The organism is Amycolatopsis sp. NPDC034160 (genome assembly GCF_055575355.1).
This window is the reverse complement of the sequence record NZ_JBVISU010000007.1, coordinates 66,113-91,951: the sequence shown is the minus strand read 5'-3', so window position 1 is coordinate 91,951 and position 25,839 is coordinate 66,113. Positions and strand designations below refer to the sequence as shown.

Below are 25,839 nucleotides of genomic sequence, written 5' to 3'. Positions count from 1 at the left end.
ATGAGGGTCCCCATAGGACAATTTTCGTCCTATGGGGACCCCTCACGACATCTCTTGTAAAGCGGGTCAGAGGCGCGGATCGACCGGATCCGACTCCAACGCCAGCACGGCGAACACGCACTCGTGCACTCGCCACAGCGGTTCCCCGCGCGCCAGCCGCTCCAGCGCCTCCAGTCCCAGCGTGTACTCGCGCAGCGCCAGCGCCCGTTTCCGGTTCAACCCGCGCTTGCGGAGCCGTTCGAGGTTCTCCGGCAACGTGTAGTCGGGCCCGTAGATGATCCGCAGGTACTCCCGCCCGCGCACCTTCACCCCCGGCTGCACCAGCCCTCGCGTGCCGCGGGTCAGGTTCGCCGCCGGTTTGACGACCATGCCTTCGCCGCCCGCGCCGGTCAGCTCCAGCCACCATTCGACGCCGCGCGCCACCGAGGCCGGGTCGGTGGTGTCGACGGCCAAGGTCCGCGTGCGCGTGAACAGGTCGCCGGTGAGCCGCTCCAGCAGCGAGAGGTGCCACTCGTGCGGGCGGTCGTGGTACGAGCGGCCCTCCGACGCCAGTACCTGGAACGGCGCGAGCCGGACGCCGTCGAGGCCGTCGGTCGGCCAGCAGTAACGCCGGTAGGCCCGTCGGTACGCGTCCACAGTGGACTCTCGGAGCCGCGTCCGCGTCAGGAGCTCCGACACGTCGACCCCGCGACCGGCGGCGGCGTCCAACGAAGCGACCGCGGCGGGCAGCACGGCCTGAGCCGCCGCGCCGACAGCCGCGTACTGGCTCGAGATCAGTGAACCTGCCTTCGCGCTCCACGGCAGCAACTCCGCGTCGAGCAGCAGCCAGCCGGTGTCCAGTTCCTCGAACAGCTCCGACGCCGCTTCGCGCACACCGCTGAGCAGCCGTGCGTTCTGCTCGGGCGTGAAGAACGGCCGCCCGGTGCGCGTGTACACCGCGCCGGAACCCTGGATCCCGAATCGGGCGGGAGCCACGTCCTCGTCACGGCAGACGAGCACGACCGCGCGTGAGCCCATGTGCTTCTCTTCGCAGACAACGGATTGCACACCTGCCGCGCGGAACTCCGCGAAAGCCTCCTCGGGGTGTTCGAGATAGTCGTCCGAAGTGGACGTCGAACACGGCGCCATGGTCGGCGGCAGGTACGGCAGCCAGCGCGGGTCGACGGCGAACCGGCTCATCACTTCGAGTGCCGCCGCCGATTGTTCGGCGGAAACCCCCACCCGGCCGTGGTGGTGGGTCTGGATGATCCGTTTCCCGGTGACGTCGCCCAATTCCAGCACCGCGGGTTCACGCCCGCCCAGCGGCCGCTCCGGTTGGAGCGGACGCGCCGGTTCGTACCAGACCTGCTTCGCCTTGACGGAGACGACTTCCCGCTCCGGGTAACGCAAAGCGGTCAGCTTCCCGCCGAAGACACAGCCCGTGTCGAGACACATGGTCTTGTTGACCCATTCCGGTTCCAGCGTCGGCGTGTGTCCATAGAGGACCATCGCGGTACCGCGGTAGTCACGGGCCCACGGCAGCCGCACCGGCAAGCCGTATTCGTCGGTCTCGCCGGTGGTGTCCCCGTAGAGAGCGGTGCTCCGCACCCGGCCGGACGCGCGCCCGTGGTACTTCTCGGGCAGCCCGGCGTGCGCGACGACGAGCTTGCCGCCGTCGAGGACGTAGTGCGCGATGAGCCCTTCGCAGAAGGCGTGCGCCTTCGCGCGGAAACCCCCGTCCTGCGCGGAAAGCTGCTCCAGTGACTCCGCGAGCCCGTGCGTCGCCTGGACCTTGCGCCCGTTCAGCGCGCGGACCAGTTTCTGTTCGTGGTTCCCGCAGACGACCAGGGCGCTGCCCGCCTCGGCCATCGCCATCACGCGACGCAGCACCCCCGGCGTATCGGGGCCGCGGTCGACGAGGTCGCCGACGAAGACCGCGGTGCGGCCTTCGGGATGCACGCCGTCGACGTAACCCAGCTCGGTGAGCAGTTCCTCCAGTTCCTCGCGGCAGCCGTGGACGTCACCGATGACGTCGAACGGCCCGGTCAGCTCGCGGCGGTCGTTGCGCAGCGGCTCGACGACGATCTCCGCCTCGGCGACTTCGGCTTCGCTCCGCAACACGTGGACACGGCGGAAACCCTCACGTTCCAACGACTTCAGCGACCGATGCAGTTCGCCGCGCTGGCGGCGGATGACGTGCTCGCCGAAGGCGCGGTCCGGCCGGGACTCGTTGCGTTCCTGGCAGACCTTCGTCGGCAGGTCCAGCACGATCGCCGTCGGCAGGACGTCGTACTCCTTCGCCAGCTTCAGCAGGCTCGCCCGCGACGCGCGCTGGACGTTTGTCGCGTCGATCACGGTGACCCGGCCCGCTGCGAGCCGCTTCGCCGCGACGTAGTGGAGCACGTCGAAAGCGGCGGCCGACGCGCTTTGGTCGTTCTCGTCGTCGGCCACCAGGCCGCGGAAGTAGTCGCTGGAGAGCACCTGCGTCGGCGCGAAATGCGTCCGCGCGAAGGTCGACTTGCCGGAGCCGGAGGCCCCGACGAGCACGACGAGGGACATGTCGGGAATGGTCAGCTTCATGCCACGGCCTCCTTTCGAGACGTGAAGACCGCCATTTGGGTCGGCGGTCCTGATGCTTGGGACTCGGGTCCCACCGGAAGGTGACGGACGTCGTAGCCGTGCCGCGCCGCGACACTTCCGGCCCACGAACGGAACTGTTCGCGTGTCCATTCGAAACGGTGGTCGGCATGGCGGAACCGGCCCTCTTCGAGGAATTCGAAGTGCCGGTTGTACTCGGCGTTCGGCGTGGTGACGAGCACGGTCCGAGGCGCGGCCACGCCGAACACGGCGTGCTCCAGCGCGGGCAGGCGCTCTTCGTCGACGTGCTCGATCACCTCCATCAGCACCGCCGCGTCGTATCCGGCCAGCGAAGGATCGGCGTAGGTCAGCGCGGATTGCCGCAGCGTGACCCGCGACTTGTCTTTCAGCCGTTTTTCGGCGATGTCCAGCGCGCTCGCCGACACGTCGACGCCGACGATCTCCGTGAACGACGGGTCCTTCTGGAGTACGCGCAGCAGCGCGCCACCTCCGCAGCCGAGGTCGAGCACCCGCCGCGCGCCCGCCGCCCGGAGCGCCGCGAGCACGCTCCCGTGCCGCTGGACGGCCAGTGGTTCGGGCCGGTCCGGCAGCTCGGTGACCAGCGCTTCGGCCTCGGCGGGAACGTCGTCGTCTTCGACAAGGCGATCGAGCGCGTACGAGACGATCGGGCGCCGCCGTTCGAGGTACCGGTTGGTGATCAGCTCACGTTCCGGGTGCCCGGCGAGCCAGCCTTCGCCGGCGCGCAGCAACTTGTCGGCCTCGTCCTGGCCGACCCAGTAATGCTTGTCGCCGTCGAGTGCGGGCAGCAGGACGTACAGGTGCCGCAACGCGTCGACGACTCGCTGCGTCCCGGTCAGCCGAAGGTCGACGTAACGTGAATCGCCCCACTGCGGGAATTCGGGATCGAGCGGGATGGCCTTCGTCTCGACCTTCCAGCCGAGCGGTTCAAAAAGCTTGTGGACGACCTCGGCGCCACCGCGCGCGGTCAGCGACGGCACCCGGATCTCCAGCGGAAACGCCTCGCCGACCAGCTCCGGCCGGTTCGCGCACCGGCCGGCGAGCGCCGTGGTGAAGACCGCCCGCAGCGCCACCGCCAGGTACGAGCCGCCCGCGTACGGCCGGTCGTTGACGTATTGGGTCAACGACGTCCCGCCGCCACGCACGAGGTCGATCGGATCGATCTCGACCAGCAGCGCGACCGTGCAGCGGTCACCCGACGCCTCCGGGTAGAAGACGTGCGCCATCCCGGCCGAAAGCGTGAACGACTGCGCCTTCTCCGGATGCTTGTGCAGGAGAAAGCCCAGGTCGGTGGCGGGCGCGCGGGTGGTCGTCATGGTCAGGAGCACCGGATGAGTGTCGCGCAGACGGCCGCCTGAGCGCGCCCGCTTTTCCGCGTGCGACCCTGGTGACATGTCGAACCGCCTGAAGGCCGCGACCAGTCCGTACCTGCTGCAGCACGCCGACAACCCGGTGGACTGGTGGCCCTGGGGTGAAGAGGCGCTGGCCGAGGCGAAACGGCGGAACGTGCCGATCCTGCTTTCGGTCGGCTACGCGGCCTGCCACTGGTGCCATGTCATGGCGCACGAATCCTTCGAGGACGAGGCCACCGCGACACTGATGAACGCGAACTTCGTCAACATCAAGGTGGACCGGGAAGAACGCCCGGACATCGACGCGGTGTACATGACCGCCACCCAGGCGATGACCGGCCAGGGCGGGTGGCCGATGACGTGTTTCCTGACCCCGGAGGGCGAACCGTTCCACTGCGGCACTTACTACCCGCCGTCGCCGCGGCCGGGAATGCCGTCGTTCTCGCAGTTGCTCGTCGCGGTCTCCGAAGCCTGGGCCGAGCGCCCGGAGGAGCTGCGTTCCGGTGCCCGGCAGATCATCGCCCACCTCACGGAGAAGACCGGTCCGCTACCGGAGTCCGTTGTGGACGGTGACGCGCTGGACGCCGCGGTCTCCTCGCTGCGCGGGGACTACGACGCCGAGCACGGTGGTTTCGGTGGCGCGCCGAAGTTCCCGCCGACGATGACGCTGACCTTCCTGCTCCGCCACCATGAACGCACCGGCTCCGATCTTTCGATGGTCGAGCACACGGCCGAAGCGATGGCGCTGGGCGGGCTCAACGACCAGCTCGCCGGCGGGTTCGCGCGCTATTCGGTCGACGCGGGCTGGGAAGTGCCGCACTTCGAGAAAATGTTGTACGACAACGGGTTGCTCCTGCGCTTCTACGCTCAGTTCCATGGCCGGACCGGACTGGAGTACGCGCGCCGGACGGTCGAGGAGACCGCGGAGTTCCTGCTTCGGGACCTGGGCACGGCGGAAGGCGGGTTCGCCGCGTCGCTCGACGCCGACACGAACGGCGTCGAGGGGCTCACTTACGTCTGGACTCCCGCGCAGCTCGCCGAGGTGCTCGGCGAGGAAGACGGTGCTCGGGCGGCCGACCTGTTCCAGGTGACCGAGCGCGGCAACTTCGAGCACGGTGCGTCGACGTTGCGGCTGCGTGAGCCGCACCCCGAAGACGCGGAACGCTACGAGCGGGTCCGCCGGACCTTGCTGGCCGCGCGCGACGAACGTCCTCAGCCCGCCCGTGACGACAAGGTCATCGCCGCCTGGAACGGGCTCGCGATCGGCGCGCTCGCCAAGGCAGGCGCCCGGTTTGATCGTCCACAGTGGATCGAAGCGGCCGCCCGCGCGGCGGCTTTCCTGATGGACATCCATTTCGTGGACGGGCGGCTGCGCCGGACCTCGCGCGACGGAGTCGTCGGCACGACCGCCGGGGTGCTGGAGGACTACTCCTGCCTCGCCGAAGGACTGCTCGAACTCCACCAGGCGACCGGAGAGCCGCGCTGGCTGGCCGACGCGATCACGTTGCTGGACCTCGCCCTGGCGCATTTCGGCATTCCGGACTCGCCAGGGGCCTACTACGACACGGCCGACGACGCGGAAGTCCTCGTGCAGCGGCCTTCCGACCCGGCCGACAACGCGAGCCCGTCGGGGGCTTCGGCACTGGCGAGCGCGCTGCTGACCGCTTCCGTCTTGGCCGGGCACGATCAGGTCGGCCGGTACCGCGAGGCGGCCGAGCGGGCACTGGCCCGTGCGGGACGCCTCGCCGCCCACGCGCCGCGGTTCGCCGGGCACTGGCTCTCCGTCGCCGAAGCGGCGGCATCCGGGCCGGTCCAGGTGGCCGTGGTCGGACCGGATGCCGCTTCGCGCGCGGACCTGCTGGCCGCGGCCGTCTCGTCCTTGCCGGACGGGGCCGTCGTGGTGAGCGGGGTGCCGGACGCCGAGGGCGTACCGCTGCTGGCCGATCGCCCGCTGGTGGAGGGTGCCGCCGCCGCGTACGTATGCCGTGGGTACGTGTGCGAGCGCCCGGTCACGACGGCCGAGGAACTGCGGTCTCAGCTCACCACTCCCACCCCATAGGGCCGAAGGCGCCACCGCCGGTCTGCGGAGCCCCGACCGGCTTCACCGCGACCTGCGGCTTCGGCTTCGGCTTGGCCGTCGTGGCCTTCGACGGCTTCGGCGGCTTCGAGGACGTCGGCGGCTTCGGAGTGGCGGTCGGCGGCGTCCCGATGATGGTGAAAGTGCGGGAGGTCTTCCTGCCGTCCGAGCAGGTGAACGTCGCCGTGTACTTGCCCGGCGTCTTGCCGACCTTGCCGTAGCCTGCGGCCTTCCCCCAGTTGCCGCCCATCGTCCACTGAAGCGGCGCCGCGAACCCCGGTGAGGTCACCGGGGTCGCCGGTGAGCAACCGCCCATCGCGGCCTTCGTCTCGGCGTAGATCTGCCCGCCGGGTTCGATTTCGGTCGGACCCAAGCCCCAGGACACGTCCTTGGTCTCCGTCGCCGCCGCCGGCGCGATCACGGCGAGCTGGGCCGCTCCGGCGATGAGCGCGCCGATCATGACCTTCTTCAGCATGAGGTTCCCCTTTTCCGTCAACTGCTGGTGGGGATACGTCCGCGCACGTCATCAGGTTGCCTCGGGTTTCGCCGGGGGAGAACACGCATGTACTTCGGTGATTGCGGGCGTAGCGTCGGTAGCGTTGTAATCATGTAATCGCGGAGGCGAGCATGCACACCTACTTCAGGACGGCGAGACCTATGGGACGCGGTGGATGGAAAGGCCGGGGCGGTTGGCAGCAGGCGGAGATCCCGTCGGCGGACGACGCGGCCGCGTGGTTCGGCGGGCGGCTTCCCGACGGCTGGTTCGTCGGTGACCCCGAGATCACGGTGGACCGCGAGGAGATCGTCATCGTCGGCGAACTCCAGCCCCTCACCGGCGAATACGCCGACGACGCCGCCCGTGCGGCGGCCGAGGACGGCCGGATCAGCCGGTTCCGTGAAGAGACCCGCGACGAGCGCATCGAGATCGCGCGCCAGGCGGAGCACCGGTATCAGCGCAAGGTCGCCTGGGGTGCGAGCCTCGGCGGCACGAGGCACCTGTTCACCACGCATTCGGCGCCGGTGATGACCAGGCTGCGGCAGCCCGAACGCCTGGTACTCGACACCCTCGTCGACGCCGGCGTCGCGCGGTCGCGATCGGAGGCACTGGCCTGGGCGGTCCGGCTGGTCGGGGAGCACGCGGACGCCTGGCTCGCCGAACTCCGGGAGGCGATGACGAAGGTCGACGATCTCCGCTCACAGGGACCGGACCTTTCCTGAGGCCGGGGATTCGCTTTGCCGTCACCGATTCCGCCGTCGCGGAACAGGGCGAGGACCGCGTTCGACGTTCGGAACACCACGTTTGACGGGACACCGGTCTGATTCGTGCTGCGGCCCCCGATGTGGTGCGGCAGGCTGAACGCAGACCGCACCGCATCGGAGGAATCGTGGACACACCAGGACTTCCCGCGAAGATCGACCCGGACGCGCTGACCACCGTCCTCGATGGACGGTGGGCGGAACTCCGCCGCGCGGTGCGGGCGCAGATGGCGGCGGAGGACTTCAAGGACCCCGTCGACCTCGACGTCGAAGCGCATCGCGCCCAGGTCCTCGAATGGCTGCGCCTGCTCGCCCGCACCGACCGGCCGGGACTCGGTTTCGACCCGGCGTACGGCGGTGGCGGCGACGTCGGCGGCTCGGTGATGTCGTTCGAGATGCTGGGCTTCGGCGACCTCTCGCTGATGGTCAAGGCCGGGGTCCAATGGGGCCTGTTCGGCGGCGCGGTGCAGTTGCTCGGCACCGAACGTCATCACGAGCGTTACCTGCGCAAGATCAAGGACCTGGAGGTGCTGGGCTGCTTCGCGATGACCGAGCACGGTCACGGCTCGGACGTCCAGCACCTGCGCACCACCGCGACCTACGATCCGGCCACCCGCGAATTCGTCGTGCACACGCCGGATCGCGGCGCGACGAAGGAGTACATCGGCAACGCCGCCCGCGACGGCGAACTCGCGGTGGTGTTCGCGCAGCTGATCACCGGTGCTGAGGCACGCGGTGTCCACGCGTTCCTGGTGCCGATCCGTGGCGAGAATGCGCGGGGTGTCGAGATCGAGGACTGCGGGCGCAAAGCCGGGCTCAACGGCGTCGACAACGGACGGCTCACCTTCGACCAGGTGAGGGTTCCGCGCGAGGCGCTGCTCAACCGATTCGGTGACGTCGCCGAGGACGGTACGTACACGAGCCCGATCGAAAGCGACGGCCGCCGGTTCTTCACCATGCTCGGCACGCTCATCCGCGGCCGGGTCAGCGTCGCGGGCAGCGCCGGCAGCGCCACGAAACGCGCGTTGACGCTGGCCGTCCGATACGGCGAACAGCGGCGGCAGTTCGCGCGGCCGGAAGGCGAGGAGGTCGTGATCCTCGACTACCGCGCCCACCAGCGGAAACTGCTGCCCGCGCTGGCGACGTCGTACGCGCTGCACTTCGCGCAGGAAGCGCTCGTGTCGAAGCTGCACGACATCACCGAAGACGCGCCGGAGGAGGAACAGCGGGAGCTGGAATCGCGTGCGGCCGGCATCAAGGCCGTCTCGACCTGGCACGCGACGGCCACCATCCAGGCAGCGCGCGAGGCGTGCGGCGGCTCCGGCTACCTGTCGGAGAACCTGCTCGCGGGGCTGAAGGCAGACACGGACGTCTTCACCACCTTCGAGGGTGACAACACCGTGCTGCTGCAGCTGGTCGCGAAAGGCCTGCTGACCAGCTACAAGGACCAGTTCGAGGACTTGAGCCCGCTCGCGACCGCGAGATTCGTGGCCGAGCAGTTCGTCGAGGCCGTGATCGAACGGACGTCCGCGCGGAAGGTCGTCGAGCGGCTCACCGAAGCCGACGACAGCGACGTGCTGTACTCGCGCGAGTGGCACCTGAAGCTGTTCGAAGACCGCGAAGAGCACGTGCTCGGCGGCGTCGCACAGAGGCTGCGTAAGGCTGCTTCGGACCCCTTCGGTGTCTTCAACGACGCTCAAGATCACGTCCTGCGCGCCGGGCGCGTACACGTCGATCGAGTGGTCTTGGAAGCGTTCGTCGACGCCATCGAGCGATGCGCCGACGCGGAGGCCCGCGAGCTGCTGGAACGGGTTTGCGACCTCTACGCGCTGGCGAACATCGAGGCCGACCGTGGCTGGTTCCTCGAACACGGCCGCCTGACCTCCGGGCGCTCGAAGGCCGTCACCGCCGCGGTGAACGCGCTGTGCGTCGAACTGCGCCCGCACGCGCGGACACTCGTGGACGCCTTCGCTATCCCCGAGCAGTACCTAGCGGCTCCGATGCTGCGGGATTGAGTCCCGCCCGCTGCTCGGCGAGTTCGGCCCGCAACGCCTTCACTTCGCGGGTCAACTCGTCGAGATGCTCGCGGGTGACGGCCTGCGCGCTCTCGTCGGCCTCGGTCACCCGGCGGATCAGCCACGACGCCAGCGTCGCGGTGACCACACCGAGCAGGGCGATCCCGGCCAGCATCAGCCCGACCGCGACCACACGGCCGGTGCCGCTGATGGGATAACGGTCGCCGTAGCCGACCGTGGTGATGGTCGTGATCGACCACCACACCGCGTCGGGGAAGTCGGTGATCGGCGCGTCCGGCGTGGCGCGCTCGGCGTCGAGCACGGCGAGCGCCGAACAGAACACGATGAGCGCCGTCGCGCCCACCGTGTAGACCACGACCCGGCCGCGCAACGACAGACCGGCGTTGCGGTTGAGGACGTTGAGCACCGTGACCAGCCGGAGCAGGCGCAACTGCCGGATCAGCGGGAGCACGATGATCAGCAGGTCGAAGATGTTGTTCTTCAGGAACGCCCGTTTGTCGCCGGCGTGCTTCAGGCGGACACCGTAGTCCAGGGCGAACACCGCCCAGGCGAGCCAGGTGACGACCTCGAACCAGAGCCGGCCGGTGTCCCCGACCGAGGGTTGGAGGATCGGCCACGCGTAGGCGGCCAGGAACAGTACGGCGGCGGCGTTGAGCGGCCACTCCATCCGCTTTTCCCACATCGGGCGTCTCCTCACCTGGCCTTTTCCAGGTGCACGTTAAGCGATGTCGAGGGCCGTTCCATAGAGTTTGTCGGTTTTGAGGGTGATGTAGAGCCTTCGTTCGGCCGCGATCGTCTCGAGGAACTCGGCCTCGTCAGCGGGTTTTTGGCGCTGCGCGGCGAGATACGCGAGACCGGCGGTGTCACCGGGTGTCCGGGTGACTTCGGAGAGTTCCGTTTTTCCTTCCGCCACCGCGAATTTCCAGTGATCGGCGCTGGAGACATAGAGCGAGGCGGTGGGGTTGTGGCGGAGCTGCTTGACCTTGAGGCGGTCTTCGGTCGTGCTGATCCGGACCTCGCGGGTTTCGGGATTCCAGTCGTAGACGACGGTGGAGAGATGCGGGCGGCCGTCGCGCTTGAGGGTCGCGAGGGCGCCGAAGGTGTGCTCGGCGAGGAATTCGCTGAGGGCGGCTTCGTCGAGGGAGCGGGGTGGGGCGTTCTTGGTCATGTGGCGATCATGGCGGGGGTTCCGGGGCGCCGGAAGAAGGCACTTTCTTGTGCCAGAGGGAACACGCGTGTGTCCGTCCTGGTCACGCTGGTCGTGAGTGGCGATTCGGGTTAGAACCCGAATCGCCACTCACGACCAGCGCGACCCACCTCTCACCGGGAGCCTCGAGAACAGGCCACGGCTAGGAGTACATCGCCAGCCAGATCGCGACATAGTGCGAAACGGCCGCCAGCACCGTGCAAGCGTGGAAGAACTCGTGGTAACCGAACGTCTCCGGGAAGTGGTTCGGCCATTTGACGGCGTAGAACACCGCGCCCAGCGTGTAGAACAGCCCGCCGACGCAGAGCAGCACCAGTGCCGCGACGCCGGCATGCGCGCCCAGTTCGGGCAGGACGAAGACGGCGACCCAGCCCAGCGCGATGTAGATCGGCACGCCCAGCCAGCGCGGCGCGTTCGGCCACAGCATCTTCAGGGTGACACCACCGACCGCGCCGCCCCAGACGATGGCCAGCACGATGTACCCGGTCGGCTGGGACATCGCCAGAAGGGTGAACGGCGTGTAGGTGCCGGCGATGAACAGGAAGATCATCGAATGGTCGGCGCGCTTCATCCATTCGTATGCTCGTGGGCTCCACAAGCGACGGTGGTAGAGGGCGCTGACACCGAAGAGGCCGAGCACCGTCAGTCCATAGACCGAAGTGGACAAAGCGGCTATAGGCGACACAGTGGTCGCCGCGAGGCTGATCAGAGTCACCGCTCCGGCGACTGCCACGAAGAAGGACCAGAAGTGGATGTGCCCACGCAGGCGAGGACGGGTGTCCACCAGGGGCGCGGGGCCGGACGGCTGCTGTTCGGACTCTACGCTCACCCTTACCAGGTTACGTCACCGTAGGTTTTTCGCCAGTGTCCGTGGCGCGTCCCACTGAGGCGCGAAGGGTGCGTACTCTCCGGTGGCGTGAGTCTTCGGTCCTTCTTGTCAGACGTCGTGTACAGCGCCTACGGCAGGCGCTTGATCCAGCAGGCGAAGGGGCGCCATCCACGCCATATCGCCATCATGCTGGACGGCAATCGTCGCTGGGCGCGCGAAGCGGGCTTCACCGACGTCGCCGACGGCCATCGCGCCGGCGCCAAGAAGATCGCCGACTTCCTGAGCTGGTGCAACGAGGCCGACGTCGAGGTCGTCACCATGTGGCTGCTTTCGACCGACAACCTCGGCCGCGCGGCCGAGGAACTGAGCCCGCTCCTGAAGATCATCACCGACGTCACCGACGAGCTCGCCGCACCGCACACGCCATGGCGGCTCCGCATCGTGGGAGCCCTGGATCTGCTGCCTCCGGAGGTCGCGAAGGCCCTCAGTGCGGCCGCGGAGCGTACCGAGGGGCGCTCCGGGATGGAGGTCAACGTCGCGGTCGGTTACGGAGGGCGTCAGGAGATCGCCGACGCGGTCCGCAAACTCCTGCTCCAGCACGCCGACGAGGGCACCTCGATCCGCGAGCTCGCGAAGATACTGGACGTCGATCATATTTCCGAACACATGTACACCTCCGGCCAGCCGGATCCGGATTTGATTATCCGCACCTCGGGTGAGCAGCGGCTTTCCGGATTTCTGCTCTGGCAATCGGCGCATTCGGAATTCTGGTTCACCGAAGCGTATTGGCCCGCGTTCCGCCGGGTCGATTTTCTCCGCGCGATGCGTGATTACGCGTGGCGGCACCGGCGCTTCGGTTCCTGACCGCTGACATGACGAAGACCCCGGCGTGCACTCCGGGGTGGCGGCGATGCCCGTGTAGGCACCGGCGACCAGCGAAGCGGCACCATGGCCCAGCGCGCCGCCGCCCTCGATGAAGGTGTTGTAGGCGTCGCCGAACGTCGGGTCCGGGGTGCAAGCCGATTGTGTGAGGCGAAAGAGACCCGCTTTACTCTGTCTCGGTCACGAAATGCGGTCCGCTATCCGGCGGCGTCGCGTCAACGAGCGTCCCCGAATGGAGATCGTCACTACTCACCGTGACGGTGACTGGTTGTCGGTGTCAGGCGACCGACAGTGAGATGACGGTTTGGCGAATCACCGTGGTGGCTGCCTGCGCGATCGCCCGGACGCAGGTACCTTCCGGAAGTGAGGGTTCGCGTCCCATGCGGACTCTCACGGGAGGCCCTGGTCGTGGCGGTTGTCGACAGGGCGGCTCAGCCGCCCAGTGGATGCACGAGGGGGCCGGCACCCGGCCCTCGCGGCCGTGCCGACTGACGCGTCGAGCGTCAGAAGGAGCGGTTAGCCAGGGAGGTGCCCGGCCCAGCGAGTGCGGGCGTGGTGCCACGCCCACGAGGGAGATGCCGTCGTGACTGCGCAGCGTTCACCCCGCAAGGCCTCTGGCCGTTCTTCGACCGGTGCCCCTGGCCCGGAGAAAGCCTCGATCTCGCCCGAATCCCAGCGCGCCACCTACGTGCTCGACACGTCGGTCCTGCTCTCCGACCCCTGGTCGGTGACTCGTTTCGCCGAACACGCGGTCGTGCTCCCGCTGGTCGTCATCAGTGAACTGGAGGCGAAACGTCACCACCCCGAACTGGGCTGGTTCGCGCGCGAAGCGCTTCGCATGCTCGACGACCTGCGTCGTCAGCACGGCAGGCTCGACGCGCCGCTTCCGATCGGCGAGCACGGCGGCACCTTGCAGGTGGAGTTGAACCACTCGGACCCCACGGTGCTCCCGGTCGGCTTCCGGACCGACTCCAACGACCACCGCATCCTCGCCTGTGCGCTCAATCTGGCGGCGGAACGCGCGTCGGTCACGCTGGTGACCAAGGACATCCCCCTGCGCGTCAAGGCGGGCGCCGTCGGCCTCGAAGCCGATGAGTACCGCGCGCAGGAGGTGACGCCCTCGGGCTGGACGGGCATGGCGGACGTGGACGTGCCGCAGACCCTGGTCGACGCGCTGTTCAGCGGGTCTTCGGTGGATCCGGCGGAGTTCGGGATGCCCGAGGTCGGTGAACTGCCCTGTCACACCGGGCTGAGGCTGCTGGCGGGCAGTTCGAGCGCGCTGGGCCGGGTCACCGCGGACAAGCGGATCCGGCTCGTGCGGGGTGACAAGGAGGCGTTCGGTCTGCACGGCCGCTCGGCCGAGCAGCGGGTCGCGCTGGATCTCCTGCTGGACTCCGACGTCGGCATCGTCTCGCTGGGCGGACGCGCCGGTACGGGTAAGTCGGCGCTCGCGCTCTGCGCGGGGCTGGAATCGGTGATGGAACGCCGCCAGCACCGCAAGGTCGTCGTGTTCCGGCCGGTGTACGCGGTCGGCGGCCAGGAACTGGGCTACCTGCCCGGTTCCGAGAGCGAGAAGATGCAGCCGTGGGCGCAGGCGGTGTTCGACACCCTCGGCGGGCTGGTCAGCCAGGACGTCCTCGACGAGATCTTCGACCGCGGCATGCTCGAGGTGCTGCCGCTGACCCACATCCGAGGCCGGTCACTGCACGACACGTTCGTCATCGTCGACGAGGCACAGTCCTTGGAGCGCAACGTGCTCCTGACCGTGCTTTCGCGGCTCGGCACGGCTTCGCGGGTCGTGCTCACGCATGACGTCGCGCAGCGTGACAACCTGCGCGTGGGGCGGCACGACGGCGTTTCCGCGGTGATCGAGAAGCTCAAGGGACATCCGCTGTTCGCCCACGTCACGCTGACCCGTTCCGAGCGGTCTCCGATCGCCGCACTGGTGACCGAGATGCTGGAGGATCACGGCTAGGCGCGTGCCATGAAAGGTCCTTTCCTTGCAAAATTTGCAAGGAAAGGACCTTTCATGGCGGCTCAGGTGACCGGTTTCGCCCAGGGGAGCGGCCGTCCGTCCACGTCGTCGGTGAGTTCGACGCCGAGCATGGCCGAAAGAGTCGCGCCCAGGTCGACGACGTCCAGATCCGGCAGCTTCGCGCCCGGTTCGAAACCGGGGCCACTGGCGAGCAGCAGCCCGTCCGGGCGGTGGTCGCCGGTGCGCCAGTGTTCGTCGGGCCGTAGACGACGCCGGTCTTGGGCGACCAGACCGTCTCGATCGGACCGGTGCGCGCCCAGTCGATCAGCAGATCCGGCAGGGTGTCGTCGGCCTCGCGGTCGTAATGGTCGCTCGTCCGTGAAACCTCGCGCACGACGGGTTTCCCGCTCGCGACGTTCACCAGCGAAAGCAGGTCCTCGGTCAGTCGCGCGCAGACGGCCTCGTACTCGGCGCCAGGCCGGACGACGCCGTGCGGTTCGCGTCCGGCCAGGTTGATCCGCACTCCGCCGAAGACGAAGTTGTTGGGAGACAGGTAGAAACGCTGTTTCGACCGTTGTTCGGCGGTCGCCCAGTTCGGCACCGCGGGCAGCGGTGCCGCGGCCAGTCGCTTGCGCAGCAAGGGCATCGCGGCGGACGCCAGCGCCGTCCTCAACGGACCGGGTAGCGCGGAGTAGCCGCGTTTGGCCAGTGTCATCGGGGCGCTGCCGCGCAGCCCTTCCGACGCCACCCCGTCGAGCAGTCGCAGGATTTCGTGCAGCAGATGACTTCCCTCGTACCGCGGGCCCATGCCGTGGCTCAGCAGCACGAAGACGGTGGTGTCCGGTCCGGACAGGGCGAGGTGCTCACCGATCGCGGTGTCGAGGCTCCGGTACACCGAGCGGATCGGATCCAGTTCCGCGGCGAGCGCGGTTTCGTGGTCACGGTGCGCGGGATCGTGCAGATGCCACTGCTGATGGCCGATGCTGTGGGATTCCCCGTACACCGACAGGAAAAGATCCCAGCCGCCTTCGGCGAGGAGCTTGGTCGACACCCGGGTCTTCTGCGTGATCCCGGCGACGAGGCCGTGGGTCAGCGCACGCTCCTCGTCGGGTGTCCGATGTGGACCCTCGCGGTGCAGGTAGTCGTCCGGCGCCCAGTCGCGGACCAGATCCGGTTCGGCGGTGAGGATCGGGGTCAGCCCGAAGTCGGCCTCGATCTCCTTCGCCAGTTCCGGCGGCGAGGTATGGAAACCGAAATGCCGGTCGTGACAGGCGTATTCGCTCACCATGACCCCGTTGAGCGGCTTGTTCGCACGGGAATGCGGGACGTCGAGGACGGCGACGCGTTTGCCCGCCTCGGAAAGCGTCTCCCAGAACGGGGTGCCCCGGATTTCGAGCGGGTTGGTCAACCGCCGTTCGTAGGTCTTGGTGTCGACCTCTTCCCAGCAGTGGAATCCGGTGCGCGCGGCCGTGCGGGCGGTGAAGAAACTGCTCCACAGCGAGCCGACGAACAGGCCGTACGGGTTGTGCGTCGTCGCCGACGCGCTGCTTTCGAGCAGGCGTGCCAACGTCGGCACCTCGCCCGCCGCGGCGAGTTCACGGATCGTGCCGGGGTCACCGGCGTCGAGTGCGACGACGAGGATCTTGGCGGGTTCGGTCACGGCTTGTCCTCGGTTCCGGAATGCTTGCGGCGGATGGCCGCGAAGTCGGCGTCGTAGGTCGGCCCGTGGGAAAGCCGGTCCTCGGACGCGGTCGAGTAGTAGCAGGCGATCGCCGGGACGACCAGGGGAGCACGCTCCGCGGTCAACGCCAGGAGCAGGTCCCAGTCGCCCATCTCGACCAAGGACTCGTCGAACCGGGCTTCCTGTAGCCCCGCCCGATGCGCGACAGCGCCGATGTCGGCGAGATTCTCCTCCAGCAGCGTTTCCCGGTCGTACCGACGCAGGAACAGGGTCGGGAGACCGCCGATGTCGTCGATCACGAAACCGCCGTAGGCCGCGGTGATCTCCGGATGCTCGCCGAACGCCCAGGCCAAGGCCTTGAGCCACAACGGATGCATGGTGTTGTCGTCGTCGAGGTAGGCGACGACGTCGCCGGTGACCTCGGCCAGCCCGGCGTTGCGGGCGGCGCAGACGCCGCCGTGCGCCACGCGGATCGACCGGATACGCGGATCTTCGAGGGCGGCGAGCACCTTGGGTGTCGAATCCGCGCTGGCGTCGTCGACGATCACCAGTTCCCAGTTGAGATAACGCTGTGCCTCGACCGAGGCGATCGCGCGGGGCACCAGCTCGGCGCGGTTGTGCGTCGGCAGGACGATCGAGATCTTCGGCGTGGCGGCGAGTTCGTGCTGATCGAGCCAATGGGTGAAGGTGCGGACGTCGCGGGCCGCTTCGAGCTGCTCTGTCCGGATATGGAGACCGTGGAACGCGGTGTCGTGGCCGTCGAGCCAGCCGTCGAGCGCTTCCTGCCGTTCGTCGAGGGCGCGCTGCCGGGCTTCCACCGTGGTGGTGCGGGCATCGGCGTCGCGCAGCGCCCCGCCGTGGTCTTCGAGCCAGGCGGTGTGGTGCTCCAGCACCCCGCGCAAGCGCTCCAGTTCCTCGGCCTGTGCCGCGATCCTGGACCGGAGTCCGGCGATTTCGTCATGGTCCGCGTGGCGGCGGCGGTCCAGCGCCGCCGCCACGATCCGTCTGAGGGGCCTCACCCGGTGCACCATAGTGCTATCCGGGCCCGAGATCACCAGCCCGCGGGCAGCGGCCGTCCCTCCGCGAAACCGGCGGCCGACTGGATGCCGAGCAACGCGCGCTCGTGGAACTCCTCCAGCGTCCGCGCACCCGCGTACGTGCAGGCCGACCGGACACCGGAGCCGATGGAGTCGAGCAGATCCTCGACGCCGGGGCGAGCCGGGTCCAGCGCCATCCGGGAGGCCGAGATGCCCTCTTCGAACAGCCCCTTCTTCGCGCGCTCGAAGACGTTGTCCGTCCGCGTGCGGGCACCCACGGCGCGCTTCGACGCCATGCCGAACGACTCCTTGTACGGCTTGCCCTGCTCGTCGTAGCGCAGATCGCCGGGGGATTCGTGGGTGCCGGCGAACCAGGAGCCGACCATCGCCGCGGACGCGCCGGCGGCCAGCGCGAGCGCGACGTCACGCGGATGCCGCACGCCGCCGTCCGCCCAGACGTGTTTGCCCAGTTCGCGGGCCGCGGCCGCGCATTCGGCGACGGCGGAGAACTGCGGGCGGCCGACGCCGGTCATCATCCGCGTGGTGCACATGGCGCCGGGGCCGACGCCGACCTTGACGACGTCCGCGCCCGCGTGGATCAGGTCACGGGTGCCTTCCGCGGTGACCACGTTCCCGGCGACGACGGGGACCCGCGGGTTCACCGATCGGACGGCCTTGAGGGCAGAGATCATTTTCTCCTGGTGGCCGTGCGCGGTGTCGACGACCAGCACGTCGACGCCCGCCGCGAGGACCGCTTCGGCCTTCGCCGCGACGTCACCGTTCACCCCGATCGCGGCGGCGACACGCAGGTTGCCGCCGTCGTCGACGGCCGGGGAGTAGATCTCCGCGCGGAGCGCGGCGGTCTCGGTCAGGACGCCCGCGAGCCTGCCGTTTTCGTCGATGCCGAGCGCGAGACGCCCGCCGTGGGCGTGCAGGCGCTCGAACACCTCACGCGGCGGGGTGTCCAGCGGGACCGTGACGAGTGCCGGTTCCGCGACGTCGGACAGCCGCGCGAAGCGGTCGACACCGGCGCAGGCCGCCTCGTCGACGACGCCGACGGGCTTGCCGTCCTCGTCCACCACGACGACGGCGCCGTGGGCACGCTTGCCGACCAGGTTGAGCGCGTCGGCGACAGCGTCACCGCGGCCGAGTACGAGCGGGGTGTCCCACACCGTGTGACGGCTCTTGACCCAGGCGACGATGTCGGCGACGGCGGCGGTGTCGACGTCCTGCGGGAGCACGACGAGGCCGCCGCGCCGGGCGACCGTCTCGGCCATCCGGCGGCCCGCGACGGCGGTCATGTTCGCCACCACGATCGGGATCGTCGCGCCGGTGCCGTCCACAGTGGACAGGTCGACGTCGAAGCGGGACTCCACGTCCGAACGGTTCGGCAAGAGGAACACGTCGTCGTAGGTCAGGTCGTGAGCGGGCCGATGCCCGTCGAGAAAGCGCACGAGGCCCCAGGATACCCGCGTGGGACACTGGCGGCATGACCGACCGGGACCGCGACGAAGCCGGACGAGCCCGCAACGCCCGCCCACGGGACGGCCTCGGCAGGCCGCTCCCGTACGGCGCGGACGGGGTCGAACGGCAGCCCGAGGGCATCGAACGGACCCCCGAGGACACCGTCGCGGAGGCCCAGCGCCTGCTCGACGCGGGGCGCCCGTTTCACGCGCACGAAGTATTCGAGGACGCGTGGAAGACCACCGACGGACCCGGCCGGGAGCTGTGGCGTGGTCTCGCGCAGCTCGCTGTCGGCCTGACCCACGTGGCCAGGGGAAACGGGAACGGGGCGGTCTCGCTGCTGGAGCGGGGCGCGGTCAACATCGAGCCGTTCCGCGAGGCGCGGCCGCACGGGATCGACGTCCCCGGGCTTCAGGCCTGGGCGCGGGCGATGGCCGATGAGGTGAAGACGCGGGCAAGGGTGGAGCCGGTCGCGCCCCGGCTGCTCGGCCGACCTTGAGGACGCGGCATACCGCAAGTATGTTACTTCGAGTAGGGATACTGCTCAGTAGGTAACTGCCCGGAGGATGCGCGATGAGCGAGCCCGAGGAACTGCTGGCCGAACCGCTCACGCTGCGGTGCGGCGCGCTCCTGCCGAACCGGCTGGCCAAGGCCGCGCTGAGCGAGCAGCTCGGGGACCGCCGCAATCGGCCGACCCCGGAACTGGCCGAGCTGTACCGGACGTGGTCGCGAGGCGGCGCCGGGACGCTGATCACCGGCAACGTCATGGTCGACCCTGCCGCGCTCGGCGAACCGCGCAACGTCGCGGTGCCGAGGGAGCCGGACGCGACGGAGTTCAAGTCGTGGGCGCGGTCGGCCGACGGGACCGAGACCGGGCTGTGGGTCCAGCTCAACCACCCCGGCCGCCAGAGTCCCCGGTTCCTGTCCCGGCAGCCGGTCGCGCCGTCCGCGGTGCCCTTCGGCGACCGCGGCATCCGCTCGGTGTTCGCCACGCCGCGGGCGCTCACCGGCGACGAGATCGAAGCGATCATCGAGCGCTTCGGCGTGGCCGCGCGCACCGTCGTCGACGCCGGGTTCACCGGTGTCCAGATCCACGGCGCGCACGGCTACCTCGTTTCCCAGTTCCTCTCGCCGCTGACCAACCGGCGCACCGACGGATGGGGCGGTGACGCCCCGCGACGGCGCCGGTTCCTGCTCGAAGTGGTCGCCCGTGTGCGCGCCGAGGTCGGCGACGCCGTGCCGATCGCGGTCAAACTCAACAGCGCGGACTTCCAGCGTGGCGGCTTCAGCGAGGAGGAATCGCTCGAAGTCGTCCGCGAACTGGGGGAAGCGGGCATCGACCTGCTGGAGGTCTCCGGCGGCACCTACGAGAAGACGGCCATGATGGGCTCCGGCCGGGCGAGCACGGTCAGCCGTGAGGCCTACTTCCTCGACTACGCCGCGAAAGCGCGGCAAATCACCGACGCCGCGCTGATGGTCACCGGCGGTTTCACCAGTCCGGGCGGGATGGCGGACGCGCTGCGCTCCGGCGCGGTGGACGTCATCGGACTCGGCAGGCCGCTGATCGTCGACCCGGCCCTGCCCGGCCGTCTGTTGCGTGGCGAGGACGCCCGCGCCGAGCGCAAGGCCCCGAGGACCGGCCTTTCCCTGGCCGACAGCCTGCTCGAAATCCAATGGCACACCCAGCAGATGCACCGTGTCGCCGCCGGGAAACCGGTCGACCGGCGGCTCGGCGCGGTGCGGACGCTAGTGCGCGCCGGCGTCGCGGATCCGCTCAACGCTTTCCGCCGGGTCCGGGGCTAGTTCGTCGTCGAGCAGCCCGTCGCGGTCGTCGCGACGGGTGAAGGTGCGGTCGAAGCCGACCGCGGCCGCCGCGAGCCCGGTGAACAGCACGCCGATCAGCACGCAGTTGAACGCGACCCCGCCGTAGCCGTTGATACCCGGGTCGACGAACGGGTACGGGTAGAACCCGATCATCGCGCCGCGCACCAGCGTGACCACGAGCCAGCCCAGCGGGTACAGCAACGACCACCACAGTGCCCGCCACGACAACTGGCCGCGCGGCCCGAACAGCAACCAGCCCGCGACGCACATCAGGGGTGACACCTTGTGCAGCATCGTGTCGGCGAACACGGCCCAGCCGTGCAGTTCGTAGAGGTCGGCGAGCGCGACCTGGAAGACGACGCCGGTCACGGTGATGCCGACCAGACCGGTGAGCCGCAGCACCCCGGACAGTGTCGACTTGCCGGCGACGCCCAGCGCGAGCAGCAGGCTGCCGACGCCGACCAGGATGTTCGAGTCGATGGTGAAGAAGGCCAGCAGATTGGCCACTCGCCCGGCCGGGGTCTGGAAGGCGCCGCCCGTCGTGCCCGCCGAGACCGGGATCTGGGCGGCGAGACCGGCGATCACCACCAGCGCTGTCGCGCCGAACCAGGCACGCGCGATGTTGGAAGCCTGCATTCTGTCTACTTTATGGGTGACCGGGCGGGGACGTCCCGTAACCAGCGCACGCCGCCACTCGATCGGGGCTCTTCGGACCGCTGCTACTGACGCGTTTAGTCCTCTACATGCGGTAATTGCACGCGCAAGGACCGCATGTAGAGGACTAATTGCCGGGTTTGAGGAGGCCTCGCACGGTGTCGATGGTGTCGGCGTCGGCGGCCTCCTTGTCGGGCCGGTACCGCACGACCCGCGCGAACCGCAGCGCCAGTCCGCCCGGATACCGCGTGCTCACCTGGGCACCGTCGAGTTCGATCTCGACGACGATTTCCGGCCGGACGTGCACCGTCCAGTCGGTGCGGTGGGTCTCGATCTCCTGGAACGTCTTCGTCTGCCAGGCCAGCAGTTCGTCGGTCATGCCCTTGAACGTCTTGCCGACCATGATCGGGGGCCCGCCGTCGGGGTCGCGCGCTCCGAGATGCAGGTTCGACAGCGTGCCGGTGCGCCTGCCGTGCCCCCACTCCGCGGCCAGCACGACCAGGTCGATCGTATGCACCGGTTTCACCTTGAGCCACGCGCGCCCGCGGCGCCCCGCCGCGTACGGCGACGCGAGATCCTTGACCATCACGCCCTCGTGCCCGGCGGCCATCGCGGCTTCCAGTACCTCCTCGGCCGCCGCGGGCGCGACCTCGCCGGGGATGACGTGCTCTCCGGCGACCTTCCGCAGGGCGGCGTTCCGCTCGGACAGCGGCGCGTCCAGCAGGTCGACACCGTCGAGATGCAGGCAGTCGAAGAAGTACGGCCGCAGCAGCAACGCCTTGACCTGCTCCTCGCGGGTGCTGCCGAACCGGCTCATCGTCTCCTGGAACGGCCTCGGCCTGCCGTCGTCGGTGAGCGCCAATGTCTCGCCGTCGAGGACCACCGACGAACACGGCAGCGAACGCACGAGCTCGACCAGTTCGGCGACGCTGCCGGTGATCTCCCGCAGCGTCCGGGTGTAGACGTGCACCTCGTCACCGTCGCGGTGGACCTGGATTCTCGCGCCGTCCATCTTGTACTCGACCAGGGCTTCGGCGTGCTCGGTGATCGCCTCGTCCAGCGACTCCGCGGGGGAGGCCAGCATCGGCCGGATGGGCCTGCCCAGCGCCAGCTTGAACTCCGCCAGCCGCTCTTGCCCGCCTGCCATCGCCGCGAGCGCCGTCACCGGGAGCTGCCCGGTCAACATGAACGCCCGCCGGACGTCCTCGACCGGGACCTCGGACGCCGCCGCGATGGCGTCGACCATGATCCCTTCGAGCGCGCCCTGTCGAAGCTCGCCGGTGAGCAGGCGGAACAGGAACTCCTGCTCGGCCTTGGTCATCTTGGTGAACAACGCCCGCAACGTCTCCGCGCGCAGCTTCACCGCTCCCGACCCGGACGCCGCCCCGACCGTGCCGAGCGCCGTGTCGACCTCCGCCACGGTCAGCGACGGATCGGCGGCCGGGGTGGCGTTCAACTCGGCCAGCGTCCGCCAGCCCGTGCCTATCCGGCCCTGCGTCGGCTGTCCGGTGAGGAACGCGACCACGGCGGGCAGCTCCAGCTCACCGGCGGCGCGCAGCAGCGCGGCCAGGGTGGCGATCTTCGCCTTCCGGGACCTCGTGGCGGCCAGTTCGGCCGACGCGGTCACCACCGCGGTGAGCAACATGCGTCCATCATGACCCCGGACACCGACAGTTTCGCGCTGAAGCCTGATCGGGGTCGTGAGTGCTTTGGGTCGTCAGAGCCAAGGGTGTTTTAGGTGCCTACAGCGGGTGAGTCCCTCACAGTTCCCTTCACCCGCCCGGAAGGCCATCACGAGCCTCAGCAGCACCACCAGCTACAACAGCGGTGCGTGAAGGCCCCCTTCCCGCGGCTCAGCCGAGGAGACTCGACCTTCACGCCTTCCCCAGTACATGATGGCCCCCTTCCTTGCGCCAGGCGCAAGGAAGGGGGCCATCACGTACTTCACGCAAGGCCGCACGCCACGAGTAGGTACCTAAGAGACGGTTCGCTAGAACGACCCAAAACACTCACGACCCCACAAGCACCAGCAGTTACAACAGTGGCGCATGAAGGCCCCCTTTCCGCGGCTCAGCCGAGGAAACTCGACCTTCGCACCTTCCCATTCCGTGAAGGCCTCCTTCCCTACCGTGAGAGTAGGGAAGGAGGCCATCACGGACTTCACACCAGCAAGGCCGCACGCCACGAGTAGGTACCTAAGAGGGTTCGATAGAACGACCTAGATCACTCACGATCCCTCAGGCGTGTGCGGGATCCGCGACCCAGCTGGCGAGCAGACTGAGCGCCCGCTCGCTGTCGGAACCGGGCTCGGCGGTGTAGATCACCAGTGCCTGGTCGGGGTCGTCGGGCAGCCGCAGTGTCTCGTAGCGCAGCCGGAGCTCCCCCACGATCGGGTTGATCATCATCTTCCACGCGTGCGCCTTCTCGCGCACGGTGTGCTTCGCCCACAGCTTCCGGAACTCCTCGCTGCCCAGGGAAAGTTCGCCGACCAGCTGCGCGAGATACGGGTCGTCCGGGTACTTCCCGCTCTCGGACCGCAAGTTCGCCACGACCTCCTTCGCCACGGTCTCCCATTCCGGATGCATTTCCCGCGCGTTCTCGTCGAGGAAGAACATCTTCGGGATGTTGCGCTCGCCGGGAGCGCAGGCGGCGAAGTCGAACGACAGCGCCCCGCCGAGCGAATTCCAGGCCAGCACGTCCAGATAGCGGCCGAAGACGAACGCGGGGGAGTGCAGCGCGTTCAGCATCGTCTGCAGTTCCGGCCGGACGCGCTGCGCCCGCGGCCGCGCGACGCCTTTGCGTTTCGGGGTGGCCAGGTTGCGGAGGTAGGTCTCCTCGTCGCGGTGCAGCCGTAGCGCGCGGCTCAGCGATTCGAGGACCGAATCGGAGACGTTGCGCGCCCGGCCCTGTTCGAGCCGCGTGTAGTAGTCGACGCTGATCCCGGCCAGCTGCGCCAGCTCCTCGCGTCGCAGTCCGGCGACCCGCCGCTGGTTGAACCCGGTCGGCAGACCGAGGTCCGCCGGGTCCAGCGCGGCTCGGCGCGCCTTGAGGAAATCGCCCAGTTCGGCCGTGTCGGTCATGTCCACGAGTATTCCGGACGCGGCCGGTGCGTGCCTGGTCCTGCCAGACCCAGGCGGGAGCCTAGCTCTGCGGCGGCACGACCGGATCCGCGCAGGACGTCTCGTCGGGAAGGAGCGGGCGAAACACGACGAGCCAGGTCGTCTCCGCCGTCCTCCACCTGGTCCCGCGGGTAGCGGACTTCGCCAGGTTCTCGGCCTGGCGCACGGCTTCTCCTTCGAGGACGACGCAGAGCCCGCCGTCGACACGCTGAGTTTCGGCGAAGGACGCGAAGGGCCACGGCCGTACATCGGCGTTCTCGGGCTGCTGGTCCGCCGCCCAGCCGATGGCGGCCATCCGGCTCGGCCGGTAAGACGCGGGGACGACCTCGGCCTCCTTCGCGACCTCGGCGAGATCGTCCTGGAAGTCGGCGAGTTCCTCCAGTCTGCCGCCGGAATCACGCTGTGGTGTGGAGGCGCGGACCTGGTGTCCGCCGTACAGCGTGAAAACGAGCAGAGATCCGTCGATCGCGTCGTCGTTGGGGATGTATCCGTCGCGATCGAGATCGGTGTCGTGAGCCGCGTTGTAGACGCTTCTCACCGTTCGGTCGTTCAGGCGCTTCTCGCGGATTGTCTGGAGAGCTCCTTCGGGTTCGCCGGGAACGAGCAGCCGCCCACCGCCGTAGAGGCTGAATTCGGGGAGCAGCGCGGGTTTGGGGCTTGGCATGCCGACGTAGGTCTTGGCGCGCAAGAGCAACGTCCCCGGGTCCGACGGCGGCGACGGAACGTCGCCACACGCGGCCACCAGCGCGAACAACGACACGAAAACGATCCCCAGGCGCATACCGCGGAGACGGAAACCGTCCCCGTTTCGGTTGCGTCGATTTATGGTCCTTTCGCTCGGGCCCGATCTGGCCCTGTTCTTCGGGCCAAGCCGCCGACATCGTGGAGGCGTGGACAGCGAACGAAGAAGTGTGACGATCGGCGTACTGGGGGTGCTGGTCGTCGGGGCGTCCGTGCCGGTGACGGGAATGCTCGACGGTTACCCGGTGATCACCGGACAGGCGCTGCGCTACGCGCTGGCGGGAGTCCTCCTGCTGGCGTGGGCGCGGCTGAGCGGGCGTCCGTTGCCGTTGCCCGGCGCGCGCGACGTGCCGTCACTGCTCGCCCTCGCGGCGACCGGGATGATCGGGTTCCAGGCGTGCCTGCTGTTCGCGCAGCGCTACGCCGAGCCCGGCCTGGTCGCGGCGTTCCTCGGCGGCACACCGCTCGTGCTCGCGCTCGCCGGCCCGCTGGCCACCGGGAAACGGCCGTCGTGGGCGCCGGTGACCGGGGCGGTGCTCGCCGGCCTCGGGATCGCCGTCCTGTCCGGCGGCGGCGCGGCGCGCTGGCAAGGACTGGTGCTCGCGGCGTTGGCGATGGTGTGCGAAGCCCTGTTCACGCTGCTCGCCGTCGGCGTGCTCGAGAGGCTCGGGCCGTTGGCGACCGCGACCTGGGGTTGTTTCACCGCGGGTATTGGCGGCGCGGTGGTCGGCACGATCGCCGACCCGTCCGGCGCCTGGGCGTGGCCGGACGGGCGTGAACTGATCGCGCTCGGCTACCTGACGGTGGTCGTCACCGCGATCGCGTTTCTTCTTTGGTACTCGGCGGTCTCCGCGCTGGGCGCGGACCGGGCCGGGGTGCTGGTCGGGCTGATGCCGGTGTCCGGGCTCGCCGTCTCGCTCCTGCTCGGCATGCAGGACTTCCGCTTCTCGCAAGTGATCGGGGTCGCGCTGGTGTCCTCGGGCGTCGTGATCGGCCTGCGCCGCCGCAAGCTCGCCGAGCCCGGCGCGGTCGAGGTCGAAGTGCTTCAGGAGGTCAGGGTGAAGTGATCGAGTCGGGCCGTCGAGAGAGAAGCCCCACGACGGCCCGAT

General features: G+C 69.0%; 21 protein-coding genes. 8 read left to right on the top strand and 13 right to left on the bottom strand.

Annotation, left to right across the window (positions count from 1 at the left end):
• Nucleotides 1–66 precede the first annotated feature (66 nt).
• Complete coding sequence (locus tag ACZ54P_RS16765) at nt 67–2,559, bottom strand: polynucleotide kinase-phosphatase (RefSeq protein WP_465462422.1); 2,493 nt, start codon at nt 2,557–2,559, stop codon at nt 67–69.
• Entirely contained in the window at nt 2,556–3,923 is a 1,368-nt protein-coding gene (locus ACZ54P_RS16760) for a 3' terminal RNA ribose 2'-O-methyltransferase Hen1 (RefSeq protein ID WP_465462421.1), read from the bottom strand. Before ACZ54P_RS16760 ends, ACZ54P_RS16765 begins: the two co-directional genes overlap by 4 nt.
• A gap of 64 nt (nt 3,924–3,987) precedes the next feature.
• Here ACZ54P_RS16760 and ACZ54P_RS16755 point away from each other — a divergent pair, with 64 nt between their 5' ends.
• Nucleotides 3,988–6,006 (top strand): thioredoxin domain-containing protein, encoded by a 2,019-nt coding sequence (locus tag ACZ54P_RS16755; protein WP_465462420.1) that lies wholly within the window; start codon nt 3,988–3,990, stop codon nt 6,004–6,006.
• Here the strand turns inward: ACZ54P_RS16755 and ACZ54P_RS16750 are convergent.
• Entirely contained in the window at nt 5,987–6,499 is a 513-nt protein-coding gene (locus ACZ54P_RS16750; RefSeq protein WP_465462419.1) for a hypothetical protein, read from the bottom strand. The two genes, ACZ54P_RS16755 and ACZ54P_RS16750, sit on opposite strands and share 20 nt — an antisense overlap.
• A 182-nt stretch (nt 6,500–6,681) precedes the next feature.
• Here ACZ54P_RS16750 and ACZ54P_RS16745 point away from each other — a divergent pair, with 182 nt between their 5' ends.
• Both ACZ54P_RS16745 and ACZ54P_RS16740 read left to right on the top strand, forming a co-directional pair.
• Nucleotides 6,682–7,242: a hypothetical protein gene (locus tag ACZ54P_RS16745; RefSeq protein ID WP_465462622.1), complete on the top strand. Its 561-nt coding sequence runs from the start codon at nt 6,682–6,684 to the stop codon at nt 7,240–7,242.
• A 167-nt stretch (nt 7,243–7,409) separates the two neighbouring features.
• Nucleotides 7,410–9,296, top strand: coding sequence for an acyl-CoA dehydrogenase family protein (locus tag ACZ54P_RS16740; RefSeq protein WP_465462418.1), 1,887 nt, complete (start codon nt 7,410–7,412; stop codon nt 9,294–9,296).
• Here ACZ54P_RS16740 and ACZ54P_RS16735 read toward each other — a convergent pair.
• The 3 genes from ACZ54P_RS16735 to trhA all read right to left on the bottom strand — a co-directional run bounded on the left by ACZ54P_RS16735 (nt 9,253) and on the right by trhA (nt 11,308).
• Nucleotides 9,253–9,999, bottom strand: coding sequence for a potassium channel family protein (locus tag ACZ54P_RS16735; protein WP_465462417.1), 747 nt, complete (start codon nt 9,997–9,999; stop codon nt 9,253–9,255). The two genes, ACZ54P_RS16740 and ACZ54P_RS16735, sit on opposite strands and share 44 nt — an antisense overlap.
• Nucleotides 10,000–10,035: 36 nt before the next feature.
• Nucleotides 10,036–10,485 (bottom strand): TIGR03618 family F420-dependent PPOX class oxidoreductase, encoded by a 450-nt coding sequence (locus tag ACZ54P_RS16730; RefSeq protein WP_465462416.1) that lies wholly within the window; start codon nt 10,483–10,485, stop codon nt 10,036–10,038.
• 181 nt (nt 10,486–10,666) lie between these two features.
• A complete protein-coding gene (gene trhA / locus ACZ54P_RS16725; protein ID WP_465462621.1) occupies nt 10,667–11,308 on the bottom strand; it encodes a PAQR family membrane homeostasis protein TrhA in 642 nt (213 codons plus the stop codon).
• A gap of 132 nt (nt 11,309–11,440) precedes the next feature.
• Between trhA and ACZ54P_RS16720 the strand changes: the two genes are divergently transcribed.
• Together ACZ54P_RS16720 and ACZ54P_RS16715 are read left to right on the top strand one after the other, a co-directional pair.
• Nucleotides 11,441–12,217 (top strand): isoprenyl transferase, encoded by a 777-nt coding sequence (locus tag ACZ54P_RS16720; RefSeq protein WP_037306485.1) that lies wholly within the window; start codon nt 11,441–11,443, stop codon nt 12,215–12,217.
• Between the two features lie 706 nt (nt 12,218–12,923).
• Nucleotides 12,924–14,210: a PhoH family protein gene (locus tag ACZ54P_RS16715; RefSeq protein WP_465462620.1), complete on the top strand. Its 1,287-nt coding sequence runs from the start codon at nt 12,924–12,926 to the stop codon at nt 14,208–14,210.
• A gap of 52 nt (nt 14,211–14,262) precedes the next feature.
• Here ACZ54P_RS16715 and ACZ54P_RS16710 read toward each other — a convergent pair whose 3' ends face one another.
• From ACZ54P_RS16710 to guaB1, 3 genes are read right to left on the bottom strand one after another with little or no spacing between them, the layout of a single operon-like run.
• Nucleotides 14,263–15,870 (bottom strand): alkaline phosphatase family protein, encoded by a 1,608-nt coding sequence (locus tag ACZ54P_RS16710; protein ID WP_465462415.1) that lies wholly within the window; start codon nt 15,868–15,870, stop codon nt 14,263–14,265.
• Entirely contained in the window at nt 15,867–16,910 is a 1,044-nt protein-coding gene (locus tag ACZ54P_RS16705; RefSeq protein WP_465462414.1) for a glycosyltransferase family 2 protein, read from the bottom strand. The genes ACZ54P_RS16710 and ACZ54P_RS16705 overlap by 4 nt, the downstream gene beginning before the upstream one ends.
• Before the next feature lie 32 nt (nt 16,911–16,942).
• Nucleotides 16,943–18,382, bottom strand: coding sequence for a GMP reductase (gene guaB1 / locus ACZ54P_RS16700; protein ID WP_465462413.1), 1,440 nt, complete (start codon nt 18,380–18,382; stop codon nt 16,943–16,945).
• Between the two features lie 35 nt (nt 18,383–18,417).
• On the opposite strand from guaB1, the gene ACZ54P_RS16695 reads away from it, so the two are divergent.
• The gene (locus tag ACZ54P_RS16695; protein ID WP_465462412.1) at nt 18,418–18,891 is read left to right on the top strand and encodes a DUF309 domain-containing protein; all 474 of its coding nucleotides are present in this window, start codon (nt 18,418–18,420) and stop codon (nt 18,889–18,891) included.
• Nucleotides 18,892–18,965: 74 nt separating this feature from the next.
• Nucleotides 18,966–20,195 carry an NADH:flavin oxidoreductase/NADH oxidase family protein gene (locus ACZ54P_RS16690; RefSeq protein WP_465462411.1) on the top strand — a complete coding sequence of 410 codons (1,230 nt, stop codon included), beginning with the start codon at nt 18,966–18,968 and terminating at the stop codon, nt 20,193–20,195.
• Here the strand turns inward: ACZ54P_RS16690 and ACZ54P_RS16685 are convergent.
• The 4 genes from ACZ54P_RS16685 to ACZ54P_RS16670 all read right to left on the bottom strand — a co-directional run bounded on the left by ACZ54P_RS16685 (nt 20,139) and on the right by ACZ54P_RS16670 (nt 24,770).
• Nucleotides 20,139–20,852, bottom strand: a complete 714-nt coding sequence (locus tag ACZ54P_RS16685) for a Pr6Pr family membrane protein (protein WP_465462410.1) — start codon at nt 20,850–20,852, stop codon at nt 20,139–20,141. The genes ACZ54P_RS16690 and ACZ54P_RS16685 overlap by 57 nt on opposite strands.
• Before the next feature lie 145 nt (nt 20,853–20,997).
• Nucleotides 20,998–22,515: an ATP-dependent DNA ligase gene (locus ACZ54P_RS16680; RefSeq protein ID WP_465462409.1), complete on the bottom strand. Its 1,518-nt coding sequence runs from the start codon at nt 22,513–22,515 to the stop codon at nt 20,998–21,000.
• Nucleotides 22,516–23,107: 592 nt separating this feature from the next.
• Nucleotides 23,108–23,950, bottom strand: coding sequence for a helix-turn-helix transcriptional regulator (locus ACZ54P_RS16675; RefSeq protein ID WP_465462408.1), 843 nt, complete (start codon nt 23,948–23,950; stop codon nt 23,108–23,110).
• Nucleotides 23,951–24,011: 61 nt separating this feature from the next.
• Nucleotides 24,012–24,770 (bottom strand): hypothetical protein, encoded by a 759-nt coding sequence (locus tag ACZ54P_RS16670; protein ID WP_465462407.1) that lies wholly within the window; start codon nt 24,768–24,770, stop codon nt 24,012–24,014.
• 109 nt (nt 24,771–24,879) lie between these two features.
• Here ACZ54P_RS16670 and ACZ54P_RS16665 point away from each other — a divergent pair, with 109 nt between their 5' ends.
• Nucleotides 24,880–25,797 carry a DMT family transporter gene (locus ACZ54P_RS16665; RefSeq protein WP_465462406.1) on the top strand — a complete coding sequence of 306 codons (918 nt, stop codon included), beginning with the start codon at nt 24,880–24,882 and terminating at the stop codon, nt 25,795–25,797.
• Nucleotides 25,798–25,839: the final 42 nt, after the last annotated feature.

Bases quoted from the DNA above. Each gene is read 5' to 3' on its own strand.
- ACZ54P_RS16735 (WP_465462417.1), bottom strand. From the start codon at position 9,999: ATGTGGGAAAAGCGGATGGAGTGGCCGCTCAACGCCGCCGCCGTACTG.
- ACZ54P_RS16690 (WP_465462411.1), top strand. From the start codon at position 18,966: ATGAGCGAGCCCGAGGAACTGCTGGCCGAACCGCTCACGCTGCGGTGC.
- ACZ54P_RS16745 (WP_465462622.1), top strand. From the start codon at position 6,682: ATGGGACGCGGTGGATGGAAAGGCCGGGGCGGTTGGCAGCAGGCGGAG.
- ACZ54P_RS16755 (WP_465462420.1), top strand. From the start codon at position 3,988: ATGTCGAACCGCCTGAAGGCCGCGACCAGTCCGTACCTGCTGCAGCAC.
- ACZ54P_RS16765 (WP_465462422.1), bottom strand. From the start codon at position 2,559: ATGAAGCTGACCATTCCCGACATGTCCCTCGTCGTGCTCGTCGGGGCC.
- ACZ54P_RS16730 (WP_465462416.1), bottom strand. From the start codon at position 10,485: ATGACCAAGAACGCCCCACCCCGCTCCCTCGACGAAGCCGCCCTCAGC.
- ACZ54P_RS16695 (WP_465462412.1), top strand. From the start codon at position 18,418: ATGACCGACCGGGACCGCGACGAAGCCGGACGAGCCCGCAACGCCCGC.
- ACZ54P_RS16685 (WP_465462410.1), bottom strand. From the start codon at position 20,852: ATGCAGGCTTCCAACATCGCGCGTGCCTGGTTCGGCGCGACAGCGCTG.
- ACZ54P_RS16680 (WP_465462409.1), bottom strand. From the start codon at position 22,515: ATGTTGCTCACCGCGGTGGTGACCGCGTCGGCCGAACTGGCCGCCACG.
- ACZ54P_RS16670 (WP_465462407.1), bottom strand. From the start codon at position 24,770: ATGCGCCTGGGGATCGTTTTCGTGTCGTTGTTCGCGCTGGTGGCCGCG.
- ACZ54P_RS16675 (WP_465462408.1), bottom strand. From the start codon at position 23,950: ATGACCGACACGGCCGAACTGGGCGATTTCCTCAAGGCGCGCCGAGCC.
- ACZ54P_RS16750 (WP_465462419.1), bottom strand. From the start codon at position 6,499: ATGCTGAAGAAGGTCATGATCGGCGCGCTCATCGCCGGAGCGGCCCAG.